The 17,469-nt window shown below is 63.2% G+C and carries 14 protein-coding genes; 9 read left to right on the plus strand and 5 right to left on the minus strand.

All coding sequences use genetic code 11. The annotated features are described in order from the left end of the window. Positions 1-464 precede the first annotated feature (464 nt). Both N551_RS0126890 and N551_RS0126895 read left to right on the plus strand, forming a co-directional pair. Positions 465-992, plus strand: a complete 528-nt coding sequence (locus N551_RS0126890) for a carboxymuconolactone decarboxylase family protein (protein ID WP_027569546.1) — start codon at positions 465-467, stop codon at positions 990-992. 25 nt (positions 993-1,017) lie between these two features. Beyond that, entirely contained in the window at positions 1,018-1,320 is a 303-nt protein-coding gene (locus N551_RS0126895) for a nucleoside triphosphate pyrophosphohydrolase family protein (RefSeq protein ID WP_027569547.1), read from the plus strand. 5 nt (positions 1,321-1,325) lie between these two features. On the opposite strand, the gene glsA is transcribed toward N551_RS0126895, so the two are convergent. The 4 genes from glsA to N551_RS0126915 all read right to left on the minus strand — a co-directional run bounded on the left by glsA (position 1,326) and on the right by N551_RS0126915 (position 6,861). Further along, positions 1,326-3,173, minus strand: a complete 1,848-nt coding sequence (gene glsA / locus N551_RS0126900) for a glutaminase A (protein WP_027569548.1) — start codon at positions 3,171-3,173, stop codon at positions 1,326-1,328. 22 nt (positions 3,174-3,195) lie between these two features. After that, entirely contained in the window at positions 3,196-5,271 is a 2,076-nt protein-coding gene (locus N551_RS0126905; RefSeq protein WP_027569549.1) for a TRAP transporter permease, read from the minus strand. Positions 5,272-5,306: 35 nt separating this feature from the next. Beyond that, the gene (locus N551_RS0126910) at positions 5,307-6,473 is read right to left on the minus strand and encodes a TAXI family TRAP transporter solute-binding subunit (protein WP_027569550.1); all 1,167 of its coding nucleotides are present in this window, start codon (positions 6,471-6,473) and stop codon (positions 5,307-5,309) included. 166 nt (positions 6,474-6,639) lie between these two features. Further along, on the minus strand, positions 6,640-6,861 hold the full coding sequence (locus N551_RS0126915) for an acetyl-CoA carboxylase biotin carboxyl carrier protein subunit (RefSeq protein WP_027569551.1): 222 nt from the start codon (positions 6,859-6,861) through the stop codon (positions 6,640-6,642). A 94-nt stretch (positions 6,862-6,955) separates the two neighbouring features. Here N551_RS0126915 and N551_RS0126920 point away from each other — a divergent pair, with 94 nt between their 5' ends. From N551_RS0126920 to N551_RS39025, 7 genes are all read left to right on the plus strand, one after another. Beyond that, positions 6,956-7,930: an IclR family transcriptional regulator gene (locus N551_RS0126920; protein WP_027569552.1), complete on the plus strand. Its 975-nt coding sequence runs from the start codon at positions 6,956-6,958 to the stop codon at positions 7,928-7,930. Next, positions 7,860-9,419, plus strand: a complete 1,560-nt coding sequence (locus tag N551_RS0126925; protein WP_027569553.1) for an acyl-CoA carboxylase subunit beta — start codon at positions 7,860-7,862, stop codon at positions 9,417-9,419. The genes N551_RS0126920 and N551_RS0126925 overlap by 71 nt, the downstream gene beginning before the upstream one ends. A 423-nt stretch (positions 9,420-9,842) precedes the next feature. Continuing rightward, positions 9,843-11,540 (plus strand): GMC family oxidoreductase, encoded by a 1,698-nt coding sequence (locus N551_RS0126930; protein WP_027569554.1) that lies wholly within the window; start codon positions 9,843-9,845, stop codon positions 11,538-11,540. Positions 11,541-11,785: 245 nt separating this feature from the next. Then, positions 11,786-13,300: an ATPase domain-containing protein gene (locus N551_RS0126935; protein WP_027569555.1), complete on the plus strand. Its 1,515-nt coding sequence runs from the start codon at positions 11,786-11,788 to the stop codon at positions 13,298-13,300. Further along, on the plus strand, positions 13,297-15,006 hold the full coding sequence (locus N551_RS0126940) for a response regulator (RefSeq protein WP_027569556.1): 1,710 nt from the start codon (positions 13,297-13,299) through the stop codon (positions 15,004-15,006). The genes N551_RS0126935 and N551_RS0126940 overlap by 4 nt, the downstream gene beginning before the upstream one ends. A gap of 297 nt (positions 15,007-15,303) precedes the next feature. After that, positions 15,304-15,867: a hypothetical protein gene (locus N551_RS36335; RefSeq protein WP_035962523.1), complete on the plus strand. Its 564-nt coding sequence runs from the start codon at positions 15,304-15,306 to the stop codon at positions 15,865-15,867. A gap of 26 nt (positions 15,868-15,893) precedes the next feature. After that, entirely contained in the window at positions 15,894-16,091 is a 198-nt protein-coding gene (locus tag N551_RS39025) for a hypothetical protein (protein WP_027569558.1), read from the plus strand. Here N551_RS39025 and N551_RS0126955 read toward each other — a convergent pair. Further along, positions 16,088-17,383, minus strand: a complete 1,296-nt coding sequence (locus N551_RS0126955) for an MFS transporter (protein WP_027569559.1) — start codon at positions 17,381-17,383, stop codon at positions 16,088-16,090. The genes N551_RS39025 and N551_RS0126955 overlap by 4 nt on opposite strands. Positions 17,384-17,469: the final 86 nt, after the last annotated feature.

Raw genomic sequence — 17,469 nt, forward strand, 5'->3', positions numbered from 1 at the left:
GTCCTGAGAGACCGAGCCTGGAACGGGAATTCTGGGCCTGGCCTGTGCGAGGGCCACCCCGGAATGACGAAAGCACTCACCCGACTCTTAACTAGCGCCCGTAGAACAGGATGCTGGCGATGACGAGCATCGCCATCACCGCCAGCATATGCGCGAACGCTTCCGAGGCCGCCCCCTTGGTGGCTTCCTTCATGCCGTTTTCTCCCTAGACTTGGGCGTGACTCATCGATGCGCGGTTAGCGCCCAACGGCCAATTGTTTTTACTCGGAACACCCCTTGCGAGTATCCGCCGCGATTAAGTCCCCACGCGGCGAATATCGACTGTACCAAGGTCGTTCAGCAATGCGGCGGCATTTTGACTCGATGTTGTTGCTCCTGCGGACGCGCAAGAATACAGTTTCGTGGAACTTTCGCCGCTAACGACAAAAAGCATCAAAGGCTTAGGGAAAAACTTCAGGAAAATCATGGCCCGTATCAACTACAGCGACCCATCCAAAGCATCCGACCGCACCCGCGAAATCCTCGACAAGAATCGCAATGCCAACATCTTCCGCATGATGTCGCATTCGCCGAGCTACTTTGAGCAATACTGTCGCCTCGGCGGTGCCATCCGCCACAAGGGCGAGCTCGATCCGATCGTGCGTGAGCTCGCGATCACCCGCACCGGCATCCTGTGCGAGGCGCCGTACGAGATCGTCGCGCACAAGCGCATCGGCAAGAATGTCGGCGTAACCGACGAGCAGAACGAGGCGCTCGAGAACTGGCAGGCCGCCAAGTGTTTCGACGAGGTGCAGCGTGCCGCGCTCGCCTTCACCGACGAGATCGTGAAATTGAACAAGCCTACAGACGCTGCCTTCAGGGCGATCGCGTCAAAACTGACGCCCGCCGCACTGGTCGAGTTGCAGCTTTCGGTTGGCTTCTACATCATGACGTCAAAGTTTTTGGAGACGTTTGAGATCGATCTTCAGCCGGTCACGGAAGTGGTGGGCTGATCCAAAGCCGCGGCGAGGGATGCCGATGACGATCGATGAATATGCGGCCTGGGCCGCCACCGTTGCAAAAGTCGATGAGCGTCCGTCCAACGAACGGCTGTCCTATCTCGGGCTCGGCCTCGCCGGCGAATCCGGCGAAGTCGCCGACCACATCAAGAAGCTGCTCCGCGATGACTGGCTCGACCAGGCGGGCCTCGTCGAAGAGCTGGGTGATGTCATCTATTACTGGGCATGCCTGTGCGTGGCGACCGGCCAGCAGCCATCCGAGCTGCTCAAGACCAGTGCCGCAAAGATCAAGCGGCGGATCAGCGAGGCGGCGAGCCGCTAGGCCGCTCAGGTCGACGTCAGGATATCCACCCTGGCGTTGGCGACGATCAGGCGGTCGGCGAGAAGCTGCGCAAGATTGCGCATGATGCGTTCGCTGGCGTGCGGGTGCTGCTTGCGGAAGCGTTCGAACGCTTTCAGAGGCGCCTCGAACGCGGTCGCCGCCATATCCGCGAACACGTCGGCGGAGCGAGTGGTCTCGATCAGCGCCATCTCGCCGAACGCCATGCCGGCGGTGAGTGTTGCGAGCCGTACTCCGTCGGGCAGGGTGACATGCACCGCGCCGCTGCGCAGGAAGAAAAGGGAATCGGCTGCGGCGCCCGTGGTGAGGATTTTCGCGCCAGACTGATAGGTCCGGATCGTGCAGATCGAGGCGAGGTCGGTCAGCTCTTCCTCGCTCATGCCGGCCAGCAGCGGCTGCTCGGCAAGTTCGGTGGTCTCGTGGAAATCGATCGAGCCTCCGTACCGATAGATGATCTGGTCTTCGGCCCATTCGATCGCGGTGTCGAGCAAATAGAAGTCGCGGACGTTCTTGAGCTCGGCGGTCCATTCCCGCAGGCTGTCCCATTCCTTGGAGGCACGCCTGACGCCTGACAGCACGACGGTCACATTCAGCACCGCGAGTTCCTCGAACGCCTCGGCCACCAACCGCGCTCCGGCGCGTGTGGTGGAGGTGACGCGGTGGAGATCGAAGATCACGAATTGCGGCCGCGGCCGCCCCGCAAGCCGGCGCGAGACATAGTCGACCGCCGACAGCGACAGCGTGCCGACCAGCTCGATGATCCGCACCTCCTGCTCGTGGGCTGCGAGAATATCGCGCTCCTGCGGGCGGCGCACGCGCCGCGACGGACTCTTGCCGATGTCGTAATCGGCGATGACGGCGTTGCGCGCGTCGTCGCTCCGGTTGAGCATGTGCAAATCGTAATGCGAGGACAGCGCCTCGCACACCTTGATGCCGCGCACGCTGTTGCCGTGCTTGTCGAGTCTTGGCGAATAGCTGCTGAGCCCGAGGCGAGCGGGGAGGGCGGCGAGAATTCCGCCGCCGACGCCACTCTTGGCGGGGATGCCGATCCGGTAGATCCATTCGCCGGCATAGTCGTACATGCCCGACGACGTCATCACCGAGAGCGTGCGCGAGATCGCGTAAGGCGTCAGCACCTGCTCGCCGGTAACCGGGTTGACGCCGCGGTTGGCGAGCGTTGCCGCCATCACCGCGATGTCGCGCGCGGTGACCAGTACCGCGCATTGCCGGAAATAGACGTCGAGCACGGCGGCGACATCGTCCGAGATCACCGCATTGGTCTTGAGGAGATAGCCGATGGCGCGATTGCGGTCGCCGGTCTGGCTTTCGGAAGCGTAGACGGCCTCGTCGACGGCGAGGTCGCGGCCGGCAAAACGACCGAGCGCGAGGCGAATGTGCTCGAACGCGTCCCGACCCTTGCTGTCGTGGATCAGCCCGGTGCAGGCGATCGCGCCGGCATTGACCATCGGGTTGAACGGATGGTTGTCCGAGTTGAGCCGGATCGAGTTGAAAGGATCGCCGGAGGGCTCGACGCCGATCGCGCTCTCGACCCTGCTTGCGCCGAGCAGGTCCAGCGCCAGTGCGAACACGAACGGCTTTGACATCGACTGGATGGTGAAGGGTACCCTGGAGTCGCCGACCTCGTAGACATGACCGTCCAGGGTCGCGAGGCTGATGCCGAAACAAGCAGGATCGGCCTTGCCGAGCTCGGGAATGTAGTCGGCGACCGCGCCCGAGGTCTCCGCCGAGAATTCGTTGAGGCAATTGTCCAGAAACCGCAGCAATGGCGGCTTCGAGCGGGTCCAGGCGGTGGCGAGTGGCGAAAGCGGTTTCATCGCCTCTCTTTGTGCAACGCAATCAGGGCACGCGCAACCCGTCCGGCACCATGGTCTGCCGCCGGACCAGCAGCAAGGCGAGCAAAACCGTGGGGACGAGGATGGCGAGGCCGAGCAGCGTCACCTGCATTTGCGATAGCGGCATGATGCCGCCGCCGGGGGTGGCCACCACGAACCCGCCGATCACCAGCAGCACGCGGATCGGCCATTCCAGCGCACCGGCGCCGCGGAGATCGCCGACGAAGGGCTGGTAGCCCTGGATGCCCCCGCAGATGAACAGCGTGCCGAACGCCGCAAGCGCCATCAAACCGAGGCCGGCCAAATAGGGGCTCGGCCCCTGCAGCACCAGCGCGGGATTGAGCACGAAGAAGAACGGGATGAAATAGATGATGCTGCCGACCCACATCGATTCCCAGCCCGTCTTCATCGCCGGCGAGCCGGCAATACCTGCCGCCGCGAACGAGGCGATCGCAACCGGCGGGGTGATCGACGACAACATGCCCCAGTAGAAGATGAACATGTGCACGGCCATCTTGTTCAGCCCGAGCTTCTCCAGCGCCGGTGCGACCAGGATGGCGAGGAAGATGTAACAGGCCGTCGTGGTCAACCCGAGGCCGAGGATCAGGCTGGTGAGGGCGCACATGCCGAGCAGCAGGAACGGATTGTCACCGGCAATGCGCAGCAGGTCGTTGGCGAGGCTCGACACCACGCCTGTCATTGAGAAGGCGCCGATCAGCAGGCCGCAGCCGGCGAGGATGCCGACGAGCTCGACGAAGGTGCGGCCGTTGACCTCGAGGAATTTGCCGATGGTCGCCACAGTCCAGCGCGTCTCCTTCGAGAACAGCTGGTTGAGGACCAGAAGCAGGGCGGTAGCGTAGAATGGCGCATGGCTCTCGCGCTTGAAGTAGAGCAGCATCACGATCAGCAGCGCGATCACGAAGACGTAGTACCAGCCGTCCCGGATCGTATCCATGACCCGCGGCAGCTCCGCGCGCGGAATACCCTTCAGCCCGTGTCGTGCGGCGTAGGAATCGACCTGCATGAACAGGCCGATGTAATACAGCGCGGCGGGAATGATGGCCGCGATCGCGACATCGGCGTAGCTGACATTGAGGAATTGTGCGATCACGAAGGCGGTCGCGCCCATCACCGGCGGAGCCAGCACCGCGCCGGTCGAGGCACAAGCCTCGATCGCGCCGGCATAAGATGCGCGAAAGCCGCTCTTCTTCATCACCGGAATGGTCATGGTGCCGGCGGTGAGCACGTTGGAGATGATCGAGCCCGACATCATGCCGAGCAGGCCGCTGGCGAAGATGCAGACCTTCGCCGCGCCGCCGCGGAAGGTGCCGCACAGCGCGAAGGCGAGATTGATGAAGAACTTTCCGGCGCCGGTCATCATCAGCGCGGTGCCAAACACCAGGAAGCCGATCACGGTGTCGGCAAACGCCTGGATGGGAATGCCGAGCAGGCTCTCGCCCGACAGCACGTGATAGGCGGTCGCCTGCTCCAGCGTCGACTGCGTGCCGCGGAACGGACCTAACCAGCTGGATTCCGCGAACAGCGGATAGACGGTGAAGGGGAGCACGCTCAGTAGCAGGCTCCAGCCGCCGGTCCGGCGCAGCGCCTCCATCAGCATCACCCACATCACGAGACCCGCGGCTGTCACGCTGTTCGGCGCGCCGCCGAATTCCCAGCCGGCCTCCGCGGCCTTGCGCACGTTCGACATCAACACAAGCGCTGCGGCAAAAGTCACGACGAAGCAGAGAAGATCATACCAGGGAATGCGGTCGAGCGGCGCGCGTGCGGTTCCCGGGAAGATCAGGAACGTGAACGGTAGCATCAGGGCGATCAGGAGATAGAAGTACTCCGTGTTGAGCTGGGTGTAGCCGACGAAGAAGCGCAGCGAGAATTGCTGGTTGATGCAGAGCAGGACGGTCGCGGCGGTCGCGACGACGAGCATCCAGCGCCACGCGCCGGGCAAGCTTCGGACGCGCGTGACCTCCGCTTCCTGCATGTTGCCGGCGGCGCCATGCGGATCGTCGAACACGATCCGCTTGGCCTCGTCCTGCGCGGCGGTAGAGACTGAAGCAGACGACATGATCGACCCCGCGCGTGGGCAATAAACGCTGAGAACTAATCCTCGAACCCGTTCGGCATGTCGGTCTTCGCAAGGGCTGTGGCACGCGCCTTCATCCAGCCGTCGAGGAACGCCTTGTCATCCGCAGGCGGGTTGGACTTTCCGTAGTCGGTCCACGCTGCGCCAAGCACCTCCTGGCGCTTGATCAGTCTGTTGTTGTGAGCGTCCTGCGCGTCGCTCCATTGCCCGGCTTCCTTCAGCGCCTTTACCGCGCCGGGATGCACCGGCACCACCCAGTTCTTGGTCTGGCGATCGGCCGCAAGCCCGCCGGCGCCGGGCGCGGCGTCCTTGTAGGAATCGTAGTTCACGATCATGGCTTTGGTGATCGCATAGACCTGGTCGGGGGCTTGCGAGGCGTAGGCGACGAAAATCGGGTAGGGGTAGTTACCGAGCTCGATCGGTTTGTCCGGCGAGATGCCGGCGCCGCAGGTCGCGGTCTGCGGGAAAAAGAATGAGCCGACCTTCTGCATCCGCGCCCAGCCTTCCTTGTCCTTGGCGGGCAGCGGCGGCCAGATCAGGCCGCGCGGCGAGGTCTCGGCTTCCTTGGCGGGGCCGGTGATGGTGGTGCCGAAGGCCGCGTCGGTGTCGTTGTTGATCAGGCCCTTCCACATCGCGCCGTAGCTTGCGAACTCGACGACCCTGACGTCCTTCTGCGTCAGGCCGGCGAAGGCGAGCACCGCGAGCGAGTTCTGGTTCAGCGCCGGCGAGCCGACGACGAATCCGACGCGCTTGCCCTTGAGATCCTTCAGCTCCTTCACGCCTGTATCCGCAGCCACGCCGAGCGTGCCGCAATTGCAGTCGACGGATGAGAGCAGGATCTGGAGCGGTTGCGGGCCCCACTCCCTGGAGCCGAACTCGAACACGCCTTCCTGCGCGAAATAGGTCCCCGATCCCATCGCCGCGGAGACCGCACGCTTGGCGCGCAGCGGCGCCAGACGCGCGACGTCGTTGCCTGCGGGGAGCACGCGCACGTCGGTCGAATATTTGTCCTTCATCATCTTGCCGACGCCGACCGCGATGTTGAAGCCGGCGGTGCCGGTGTCATAGGCGGTGAACGTCAATGTCGCCGGTAGCTTGATGTCTTCGGCGAATGCATAGCGTGTAGACGCAAAAGAAAGGCCCGCCACCAAGGCAGGCGCGAGCACGATCAGCCCACGAAGCATGTTTCCCTCCAATGATCCTCGCGTTTGCCGCGACGATTTTCTTTCTTTGTTTGAAACAGGTTTTGTTTGAAACGGATCATGTCATCGCGATCAAGCAATGGCAACGCCGTACCGCGAACGCAGCAATGAGGCTGACAGATTGTCGCGGAAAAGACGGAGAATGCAGTCAGTTCGCAACGATCGCGATCGCCTGTCCCTCGGCAACGACGTCGTCGATCTTCACCAGGATAGATGTGATCTCGCCGCTCACAGGAGAAAGCACAGGTATCTCCATCTTCATCGCTTCGACCAGCACAATCTCATCACCATCCGCAACGGTTCCTCCAACTTGCACGGGAGTTGAGCAGATGCGACCCGCGATCTCCGTGACGATCTTAATCTCTGGCATGCCATCGCCTTCTTCTTGTGGTCGCAAAATGCCTGAGGTAGTTTCTTCTGCAAGCGGAATTTAATTCCGCACAGCGGAACAAGCGGTAGGGATCATGGGACGACGTTCAGAGCGGTTGAGTAGACAAGGTGCGCTCGCCGGCGATGCCGGTGAGGGTGATGTCATCCAAGTGGTGTCGCGCGCGTTCGACGTGTTGCGATGCTTCGAGGGCCACGATAGCAGGCTCGGCAATCTCGAAATTTCAAACCGCTGCGGCCTGCCGCGCTCGACCGTGTCGCGGCTCACGCACACGCTGACGCGAATGGGTCAGCTGGTCTATCTGCCGCGCGATCAGAAATATCGCATCGGGCCGAGCGCGGTGGCGATGAGCGCCTCGATGATGAAGGGCGCGCAGCTGCGCAGCATGATTCGCCAGCGGCTTCAGGAAGTCGCCGAGCAACTGCCCGGCACGGTTGGTTTCGTGGTCCCCGATCGCTTCCATCTGGTCTATCTCCAGTTTGCGCGCTCGGCCTCGGCACTCGGCCTGCACGAGGGCACCGGCAGCCGCATCTCGATGGCCTCCACTGCTGCGGGCGCAGCCTACACCGCGGCATTGGCGCCCGAGGTCGGCGATGCCTTCCTCGCGGACATGGAGCGGGAAGCTCCCGAGGCTGCGAAAATCCTGCGGCCCCGCATCGAGGCCAACCGGCAGTCGCTGCATGAGCGCGGCTATGTCGTGGCCTGCGGCTTGTGGAGCCCGCACATCAACGGGCTCGCGGTGCCGATCTGGTCGCCGCAGTATCAGACGTTTGTGGTGATCACGATCGGTCTTCTGTCGTCGATGTATAACGAGCAGCGTCTGCATGCCGAAGTCGCCCCGTTGATGGTCGCGCTCGGCCGCTCGCTCGGCAGCCTGATGGACGGCGCGGAGGGCGACGTATTCAACGCCCGCATCCCGCGCAAACCGGTCGCCATGGCCGTGCACAACAATAACAAGCCGATCAATTCGGAGGGAGTGAATGAACTGGAAGTCGGAACTCGACGAGCTCGCCCGGCGCGAAGCCTTCGCGCGGGAGATGGGCGGCGTTGACAAGGTCAAGCGTCAGCATGACCAGGGCCGACTGACTGTTCGGGAACGTATCGACAGACTGACCGACAAAGGTAGCTTTCACGAAATCGGTGCCGTCTCCGGCGTCGGCGAGTACGATTCCAGCGGCGAGTTGCAGAAATTGACGCCGGCGAACTGCGTGTTCGGCCGTGCCCGCGTCGAAGGCCGCACCGTCGTCGTGGTCGGCGACGATTTCACCGTGCGCGGCGGCTCGGCGGACGCGTCCATCTCCGCAAAACCGCTGATGGCGGAGGAGATGGCGCATGATCTCCGCCTGCCCATCGTCCGCATCATCGAAGGCTCGGGCGGCGGCGGCTCGGTCAAGACCATCGAGACCAAGGGCGCGGCGAACCTGCCGGGTGGTATCGGCGGCACACGCTGGTATCGCTTCACCACCGAAAACTTGTCGCGCGTGCCCGTGGTCGCGCTCGGCCTCGGCTCGGTCGCAGGGCTCGGTGCCGCGCGTCTTGCCGCCAGCCACTATTCCATCATGACCCGGAAGTCCGCGATGTTCGTTGCAGGCCCGCCGGTGGTGAAGGCGCTGGGGCAGGATCTCTCGAAGGAAGAACTCGGCGGCGCCGACATCCAGACCCGCGCCGGCGCGGTCGATCATGCCGTCGACACCGAGGAGGAGGCCTTTGCCTGCGCCCGGCGATTCCTGTCCTATCTGCCGTCGTCGGTTGACGGGCTGCCGCCGACCTTGCCCTGCACCGACAATCCGGAGCGCACCGAAGAGGCGCTGATGAGCGCGGTGCCACGCAACCGCAAGCAGGTCTACAAGATACGGCCGATCGTCGAACAGGTCGTGGACAAAGGTTCGTTTTTCGAGGTCGGCAAGAATTTCGGCAGGCCGATCATCGTCGGCCTCGCGCGGCTCGAGGGCAGGGCGGTGATGGTACTCGCCAGCGACAGCTTTCACTATGGCGGCTCCTGGACGGCGGATGCCTGCCAGAAGGTGGTGCGCTGGGTCGACTTCGCAGAGACCTTCCATTTGCCGATCGTCTATCTCATGGACTGCCCCGGCTTCATGATCGGGCTCGATGCGGAGAAGGCGGGCACCATCCGCCATGGCGTTCGCGCCATGGCCGCGGTCAACCAGACCACGGTGCCCTGGTGCACGGTGATCCTGCGCAATGCCTTCGGCGTCGCCGGCGTGGTGCATCAGCCCGCCGACCGCTTCTCGATCCGCTACGCCTGGCCGTCGGCCTATTGGGGCTCGCTCCCGCTCGAAGGCGGCATCGAAGCCGCCTACCGTGCGGACATCGACGCGGCTGAGGACAAGGCGGAGAAACTGAAAGAGATCGAGGACCGCCTCAACAAGCTGCGCTCGCCGTTCCGCTCCGCCGAAAAGTTCTGGGTGGAGGAGATCATCGATCCCAGGAAGACGCGGTCGCTGCTGTGCGAGTTCGCGCGGCTGGCGGAGCCATTGCGAAAGCCGGGGCCGCCGGGGAATTTTTCGATCAGGCCGTAGTTTCAGCCGTCACTGCGAGCCGCTGATGCCGACCTCTGCCCAATGCCAATTGAGCAAAATTGATCTATCGCAACGCCACGCGTCCGATTGTCTGCAAGCGTCTCGTTTGAAACGAGGGAGAGACGTCATGACAAATGCGGGTAACGCGCTGCTTTGGACGGCCATATTTTTCTGTCTGTCGTTTGCTTCAATTTTTGTAGTCTGGTTTGCCGAGCGGTTGCGCGCGGGCTTCGTGAGGAAGCCTTAAAGCCTCCGGGGTTCGCTACCTCATCACCTGCTGACCGGGCGGCGGATGCCTGCCGCTAGGCCGTGCCTTCGGGGTCGCCGGCATCTCTGCTCGCGCTTTGTCGCGGCAGCGATGACGTGACCTCAAAACAATTACGCGCTACGCTTCCCGGGCAAGAACAAGAGGAAGCGCCAATCGTGTACGACTTCATTATCGTGGGCGGCGGCTCGGCGGGGTCCGTGCTGGCCCACCGGCTCTCCGCGAGGAGCGCCAACAAGGTCCTGCTCTGCGAGGCTGGACAGGACACACCGCCCGGCGACGAGCCGGCCGAGATCAGGGACAGCTATCCGGGTACGGCCTATTTCGATCCGCGCTTCCACTGGACCGAGCTCAAGGTCACGACCCAGATCGTCAGCCACAACAATCCGGACGAAGGACGTCCGCCCTTACGCAAATACGAGCAGGCACGCGTGCTTGGCGGCGGCTCCTCGATCAACGGCCAGATGGCCAACCGCGGCGCGCCGACCGACTACGACGAATGGGAAGCGCGCGGCGCTGCGGGGTGGAGCTGGAACGATGTGCTGCCCTTCTTCAAGAAGGTCGAGCGCGACCTCGATTTCGACGGTCCGTATCATGGCAAGGACGGCCGGATCCCGGTTCGCCGGATCCCGCGCGAGCACTGGACGCGACATTCTCAGGCGTTCGCCGATGCCTTCCAACAGGCCGGCCACCAATACTTAGCCGACCAGAACGGCGAGTTCGTCGACGGGTTTTTCCCGGTGACGCACTCCAACCAGGCCGAGCAACGCGTCTCGGCCGCCATGGGCTATCTCGATCGTGATACGCGCAAGCGCGCCAATCTGACGATCTCCACCAACACGCAGGTCAGAGAGCTGCTGTTCGAAGGCACGCGATGCGTCGGCGTGAAGGCCGTGGTCGACGGACGGGAGCAGGAATTCCGCGGCCGCGAGATCATTCTCTCCAGCGGCGCCATCCATTCGCCGGCGCATCTGTTGCGCGCCGGCATCGGCCCGGTCGGTCACCTCAAGGATATGGGTATTCCCGTGCTGATGGGGTTGCAAGGCGTCGGCCAGCGCCTGATGGATCATCCCTCGATCTCGTTGTCGTCCTTTGTCCGCCGCGGCGCGCGCATGAACGAGCACACCAGGCGCCACATGCAGCTTGGCCTGCGTTATTCGTCCGGGCTCGAAGGCGTGCCGAAAGGCGACATGTTCGTCGTCCTGCTCAGCAAATCAGCCTGGCACGCCGTCGGTGAGCAGATCGGATCGCTGCTGACGTTCGTCAACAAGACCTATTCCGAGACAGGACAGGTCAAGCTTGCCTCGCGCGACCCGGCAGCCGAGCCGATCGTCGAGTTCAACCTGTTGTCCGACCGGCGCGACCTCGATCGCCTGATGAGCGGTTTCCGCAAGATGGCGGCCGTGCAGATGAGCGACGTCGTCAGGGCCGTGACGGACAAGCCGTTCCCGGCCTCCTATACCGACCGCGTACGCAAGATCGGCGTGGTCAACACCCGGAACAGGATGCTCACCAAGATCGCCGCGGCCCTGATGGACGGGCCGGCGGCGCTGCGCCACTACATGATCGACAATTTCGTGGTCGAGGGCTTCACCTTCGACGACGTCATCAACGACGACGAGGCGCTGGAAGCGTTCGTGCGCAAGGCCACCATCGGCGTGTGGCACGCCTCCTGCTCATGCCGCATGGGCCGGGCCGATGATCCGATGGCGGTGGTCGATCCGGAGGGGCGCGTGAAGGGCGTGCAGGGCCTGCGCGTCGTCGATGCCTCGATCTTTCCGGTGGTGCCGTGCGCCAACACCAATTTTCCGGTCCTGATGTCGGCGGAGAAGATCGCGGCCGCGATCATGCAGTGAGCCGGGGCGGTTTGCACCGTCCGCCGGGAAGCATGTCGATCGAGCCCTTGCACGCTGAAATGATGCAGCCAAAACTGTTCCGCTGGGACAGGCTGAGGCCCATGCGCCCGCTTGCGGAACCGGGAACCGGCCTCGGGCGTTTCTTTGCCAAATCTCGCCTTTCGGCTTGGAACCGGGGCGCTAGGCTGCGCGGTCCGTGTCGGGCCTGAGCGCGTCTTTTTGGCGACAGACCTTAAGGGGGTTCAATGATCGATTCTTCGAGCGGGGCGCAAACCAGCGACCCCGAAGACTTGCCCAGGATTTCGACCGGCAGCGACGGTCTGGACGACATCCTCTGTGGCGGGCTCGATCCCAATCGCATGTACCTCTACGAGGGTCGGCCCGGCTCGGGCAAGACCACGATGGCGCTTCAATTCCTTCTCGAGGGCGTCCGCTGCGGTGAACGCGTGCTCTATATCTCCTTGTCGGAAACCAAGCGTGAGCTGACGCTGGTTGCGCAGCGGCACGGCTGGTCGCTGCAAGGTGTCGACATCTTCGAACTGGTTCCGCCGGAGACGACGCTGGATCCCGAGCGGGAGCTCACCGTCTTCCATCCCGCTGAAATGGAGCTGAGCGAAACCACGGGCCTGATATTCAAGGAAGTCGAACGGATCAATCCCGCGCGCGTGGTGCTGGACAGCCTGTCCGAGCTGCGCCTCCTCGCGCAGAACCCGCTGCGGTACCGGCGCCAGGTTCTGGCCCTGAAGCACTTCTTCACCAACCGCAATTGCACGGTCATCCTCCTCGACGACCTCTCGTCGTCCCAGGACGATTTGCAACTCCATTCGATCGCGCATGGCGTGGTGATGCTCGAACAGCTCGCCATCGATTATGGAGCAGAGCGCCGGCGGCTGCGCGTCATCAAGATGCGCGGCATTCGATTTCGCGGCGGCTTCCACGATTTCACCATTGAAGCGGGAGGGGTGCGGATATTCCCCCGGCTGGTCGCGGGGGAACATCACGCCTCGTTCATCGGTGAGTTGACGCCGAGCGGCAATGCGCAACTCGACCAGCTCCTGGGAGGAGGGCTCGAGCGCGGCACCAGTGCGCTTCTTTTGGGCGCCGCCGGTGTCGGCAAGTCTTCTCTCGCGCTGACCTATGCGATCGCGGCGGCAGCCCGTGGTGAGCATGCGGTGTTCTTTGCCTTCGATGAAGGTCGCGGCACGGTGGAAGCCCGGGCTCGGACGCTTGGCCTGCCCCTTGAAACGCACCTGCAATCGGGACTCATCCGCTTTCAACAGATCGATCCCGCCGAGATGTCCCCCGGGGAATTCGCCGCGAATGTACGAAAGAGCGTCGAAAAGGATAACGCCCGGATTGTCATCATCGACAGTCTGAACGGTTACCTCAACGCGATGCCGGATGAGCGATTCCTCATCCTTCAGATGCATGAGCTCCTGAGCTATCTCGGGCAGAAAGGCGTGCTGACCGTCCTGATCCTCGCTCAACATGGGCTGATCGGTCCGATGGAAACGGCTCTCGATATCAGCTATTTGAGTGATGCGGTGCTCATGCTGCGCTATTTTGAGGTCGGCGGAACGGTGCGGCGTGCCCTCTCCGTCGTGAAGAAGCGCAGCGGCAATCATGAAAACTCAATCCGCGAGTTTCGTCTTGGCCGCGCTGGCGTCACGCTAGGCCCTCCGCTGAGCGAGTTCAGCGGCATTTTCTCCGGAAATCCGCGTTATACGGGCACGAGCATGCCAGAGGGGCCGGCGGAATGAGCGCGGACCGCGATCATTGCGTTCTCGTGTTTGCTCCGATCGGCCGTGATGGGGCGGCATCGGTCGAGCTTTTCCGCAATTCGAATCTCGTCGCAATCAATTGTCGTGGTCTGCCTGAACTGGTCAGCGAGATGTCGGCGGGAGTGGGCGCGGTCCTTCTCGCCGAGGAGGGCTTGTTCGGGAAGGATACCCAGCCGCTGGCACGTTGGATCGAGCGGCAGCCGCCCTGGTCCGACCTGCCCTTTGTCATTCTTACCAGCCACCGCGAGCAGCCGGCGGTGGTTGCCTGGCGCCGCAGCATCGTCGAGACACTCCGCAACGTTTCGCTGCTTGAACGTCCGGTTCAGCCGATCACGCTGACGAGCGCAATTCAATCCGCAATGCGGGCCCGCCGGCGGCAATATGAAATTCGAACCTTGCTGCAGGCGCGCGAGCGGACGGCCCAGGAGCTCGAGAAGCTCGTGGTCGAGCGCACCCGTGCTCTCGAGGAGGCCAACAAGCATCTGCGGGCCGAAATGGAAGAGCGCGCCCGGGTCGAGGAGACCCTTCGTCAAGCCCAGAAGATCGAAGCCATCGGACAATTGACCGGCGGAGTAGCTCACGACTTCAATAATCTGCTGATGGTGATCTCCGGTGGATTGGACATGCTCGATCGGCAGACAGATCCTGATCGGCGGCGTCGTCTGTTGCAGGGAATGGTTCAGGCGGCGCAGCGCGGTGCCGGCCTGACCCGGCAGCTTCTGGCTTTTTCACGGCGGCAGAAGCTCCGGCCCGAGGCCGTCGACATCGCATCGCAGATCGGCGGCATGCGCGAACTGCTCGATCGGAGCCTGAGAGGCGACGTTCACGTCGAGTTCGATTTTCCGGATGGTCTTTGGCCGGTGGAGGTCGATCCGGGAGAGCTCGAACTGGTCATTCTCAACCTGGCGGTCAACGCCCGCGATGCGATGCCGAACGGCGGCACGATCGTTGTTCGTGGCGAGAACCTGGCCGGCTTCGACGAGGATGAAATTTCGGGCGATTACGTCCGCCTGTCCGTGGTCGACAGGGGTGTCGGGATGAGCCCCGAGATCCTGGCGCGGGTCTTCGAACCGTTCTTCACGACCAAGGATGTCGGGAAAGGCTCGGGCCTGGGGCTTGCGCAGGTGCACGGATTTGCGACGCAGTCACGCGGGATGGTTCGAATAAAATCGATCGTCGACGAGGGCACCAGCATCGAGCTCTATTTGCCGCGATCCAGGAATATTCCTTCGGGTGAACGGCATCTCATCGACCTGAACAGGGCGCGTCCCAAGAAGGCTAATCATGGCCGGGTTCTCCTCGTCGAAGACGACGACGAGGTCGCCGCGCTGGTCAGCGAAATGCTTGCGCAGCTCGGTTACCAGGTCACGCGCGCGGCCAGTGCTGCGGCGGCCCTCGGTGCCCTAGCGGACGGCCGCTCCGTCGATCTGGTGTTTTCCGATATCATGATGCCGGGCGGCATGAACGGTGTCGAACTCGCGTCCGAGATAAAGAGGAGGCGAAGCGACATCCCGGTCCTGCTGACGAGCGGATACGCCGAAGCCGCGGTTCACGACGCCGAAATGGCCGGGATCCGGATCCTATCGAAGCCCTACCACATCGACGAGCTCGCCGCAGCGCTCAGTGCTGCAAAATCGGACTTTGCGATAGCCACAGGAGCGGGTTTGGCGACGACTCGGGGCTGACCACGCGCGCAACAATTACTGCCCGGGTTTATGGCTCGAGGGGCGCCCTGGGCGTTTGCGCGCTCGGCCGGTCGACGCCCGTCGCTGGGCGGCGTGCACATGCGGTAGCGTCTCAGTTGCGACGACACGCATTCGTTCTCTGCGAGTAGTCCATCTCTGCCGCTACGTCTGGGCTATGAGGACTGCAGAAATCGGCCCGCAAATGAAGCCACTTTCGGCCGCTTTTTAGCCCATTTCAGCCAAACTGTTATTGGTTTCTCATTGCCGGGGCAGGGATCTTCAATTTGGAGCCCTGCAATGTTCAAGGCGGTTCTTTCTGCGTGTCTCTTGGTTGCCCTCAGCTCCGTCGCTTCCGAAGCACGGACTTATCGCATTCATCAAGTACCTGAATGCAACGTCACGATGCCCTGCGACTTCTCGTATGCGCAAACGCGCCGTGAGCGGACTTCCCGGTCCCCACTGAATCCCAGGTCCTCGCTACAAGCCTATCGCGCAACGCAACTGACAGCGACCGACGCGGGCGGCGCCCCGACGACGAGCATCTCCGGTGCCCGCATCGTCGGCAGTCGTCCGGCAGGGTGTCCTTCATCCTTCTGCGGCTGCGGCGCGGCTCTGCGCGTGTTCGGCCGTATCGTGCCGGAATTGAATCTTGCGGCCAATTGGCTGCGCTTCCCGCGGACATCACCCGCACCGGGAATGGTCGCAGCGCGACGTGGACATGTGTTCGTCCTCGAGCAGCACCTGGAAGGGGACACCTGGATGGCGTACGACGCCAACTCGGGCGGACACGCGACGCGAATGCATGCGCGTTCATTGCGTGGCTATACGATCGTCAACCCGCGCGGTGGTTCCGTCGCCTGAGAGGCCAGCCGACATAATTGCGACGCATGAACATCCGCAAGGCGTCTGTCGACGGCTACGGCAGGTTCGCCTTGCTGATTTTTCGATCTGCGACGGCTGGTCGCGTTTTATTTCAGGTACGTCTTCCGCAATCGAGCGGCATCCCGAACCCGAACGACCCGCCTCGTGTCGAGCGGATCGGTGACGCCGCACTCTACGGCGTCACCGGCACCATCAGATACTAAGCCATCGCGGCTTGCGGCTTTGGCTTCGGTTGTCGCGACAACGTCAGCACGATCAGCGCGGCGAACACGCAGAGCGCGCCGGCGATGAAGAAGGCGGGCAGGTAGCTCTGATAGACCGTCCGCGAGAAACCGGCGCCGAAGGCGGCGGTGCCCGCGCCGAGCTGGTGGCCGGCAAAGATCCAGCCGAACACCAGATTGGCGCGCTCGGGTCCGAATTTCTGCGCGGTGAGGCGCACCGTGGGCGGCACGGTTGCGATCCAGTCGAGCCCGTAGAACATCGCGAAAATCGAGAGCCCATAGAACGAGAAATCGCTGAAGGGGAGGAAGATCAGCGAGAGCCCGCGCAGGCCGTAATACCAGAACAGCAAATAGCGATTGTCGTAGCGGTCCGACAGCCAGCCAGACATGATGGTGCCGAAGAAGTCGAAGATGCCCATGGCTGCCAGCAAGCCCGCGGCCTGCACCTGCGGGATGCCGAAATCGAGGCACATCGGAATCAGATGCACCTGCACGAGGCCATTGGTGGATGCGCCGCAGACGAAGAACGTCGCAAACAGGACCCAGAACGCGCTGCTCTTCGAGGCGTCGCGCAGCGTGCCGAGTGCCACGCCGGTGATCGAGCCATGGCTGACGGGCGGGGCGGGCAGGGGTGTGGTGCCTTCGTCGCCGAACGGGCGCAGGCCCAAATCGCTCGGACGGTCGCGCATCGCGAGCAGGACCGCGAGGGCGGAAACACCAAGCGCGATGCAGACGAAGCCGAGCGCAAGCCGCCAGCCGAAACGTTCGGTGAGGCTTGCCAGCAGCGGCAGGAACACGAGCTGGCCGGTGGCGACGCTCGCGGTCATGATGCCGACGACGAGGCCGCGCCGCGCTGCGAACCAGCGCGTCGCGATGGTGGCGCCCAGCACCAGCGCAGTCATGCCGGTGCCGATCCCGATCACGACGCCCCACAGCGCGACGAGCTGCCAGACCTCTGTCATGCCGAGCGAGAGCACCAGCGCCGAGACGACGATGAGCTGCGCGGTCAGCGTGACGTTGCGGAGGCCGTAACGGTTGAGCAGGGCTGCCGCAAACGGCGCCATCAGCCCGAACAGGATGAAGCGGATTGACAGCGCGGAGGAGATCTCCGCCGTGCTCCAGCCGAATTCCTTCTGAAGCGGAACGATGAACACGCCGGGCGCGCCGACCGTGCCGGCGCTGATCAGCGCGGTGAGGAAGGTCACGCCGACCATCACCCAGCCATAGTGGATATTGCGGCGGCCGAGTGTTGCCGCGAGCCAGTTCGAGATCATTGGGCCTCAATCTTGGTAGGCAGGATTTGAAACACCTGCGCAAGTTTGCAGAATGACACGAGATGCGTCTGTCTGAAATGACGGAG

Origin of the sequence: Bradyrhizobium sp. URHA0013, from assembly GCF_000518345.1 — a bacterium.
GTDB lineage: Bacteria > Pseudomonadota > Alphaproteobacteria > Rhizobiales > Xanthobacteraceae > Bradyrhizobium.

Bases quoted from the DNA above. Each gene is read 5' to 3' on its own strand.
- N551_RS0126910 (WP_027569550.1), bottom strand. From the start codon at position 6,473: ATGCTTCGTGGGCTGATCGTGCTCGCGCCTGCCTTGGTGGCGGGCCTT.
- N551_RS0126915 (WP_027569551.1), bottom strand. From the start codon at position 6,861: ATGCCAGAGATTAAGATCGTCACGGAGATCGCGGGTCGCATCTGCTCA.
- N551_RS0126890 (WP_027569546.1), top strand. From the start codon at position 465: ATGGCCCGTATCAACTACAGCGACCCATCCAAAGCATCCGACCGCACC.
- N551_RS36335 (WP_035962523.1), top strand. From the start codon at position 15,304: ATGTTCAAGGCGGTTCTTTCTGCGTGTCTCTTGGTTGCCCTCAGCTCC.
- N551_RS0126895 (WP_027569547.1), top strand. From the start codon at position 1,018: ATGACGATCGATGAATATGCGGCCTGGGCCGCCACCGTTGCAAAAGTC.
- N551_RS0126940 (WP_027569556.1), top strand. From the start codon at position 13,297: ATGAGCGCGGACCGCGATCATTGCGTTCTCGTGTTTGCTCCGATCGGC.
- N551_RS39025 (WP_027569558.1), top strand. From the start codon at position 15,894: ATGAACATCCGCAAGGCGTCTGTCGACGGCTACGGCAGGTTCGCCTTG.
- glsA (WP_027569548.1), bottom strand. From the start codon at position 3,173: ATGAAACCGCTTTCGCCACTCGCCACCGCCTGGACCCGCTCGAAGCCG.
- N551_RS0126905 (WP_027569549.1), bottom strand. From the start codon at position 5,271: ATGTCGTCTGCTTCAGTCTCTACCGCCGCGCAGGACGAGGCCAAGCGG.
- N551_RS0126935 (WP_027569555.1), top strand. From the start codon at position 11,786: ATGATCGATTCTTCGAGCGGGGCGCAAACCAGCGACCCCGAAGACTTG.
- N551_RS0126955 (WP_027569559.1), bottom strand. From the start codon at position 17,383: ATGATCTCGAACTGGCTCGCGGCAACACTCGGCCGCCGCAATATCCAC.
- N551_RS0126920 (WP_027569552.1), top strand. From the start codon at position 6,956: ATGGGACGACGTTCAGAGCGGTTGAGTAGACAAGGTGCGCTCGCCGGC.
- N551_RS0126925 (WP_027569553.1), top strand. From the start codon at position 7,860: ATGAACTGGAAGTCGGAACTCGACGAGCTCGCCCGGCGCGAAGCCTTC.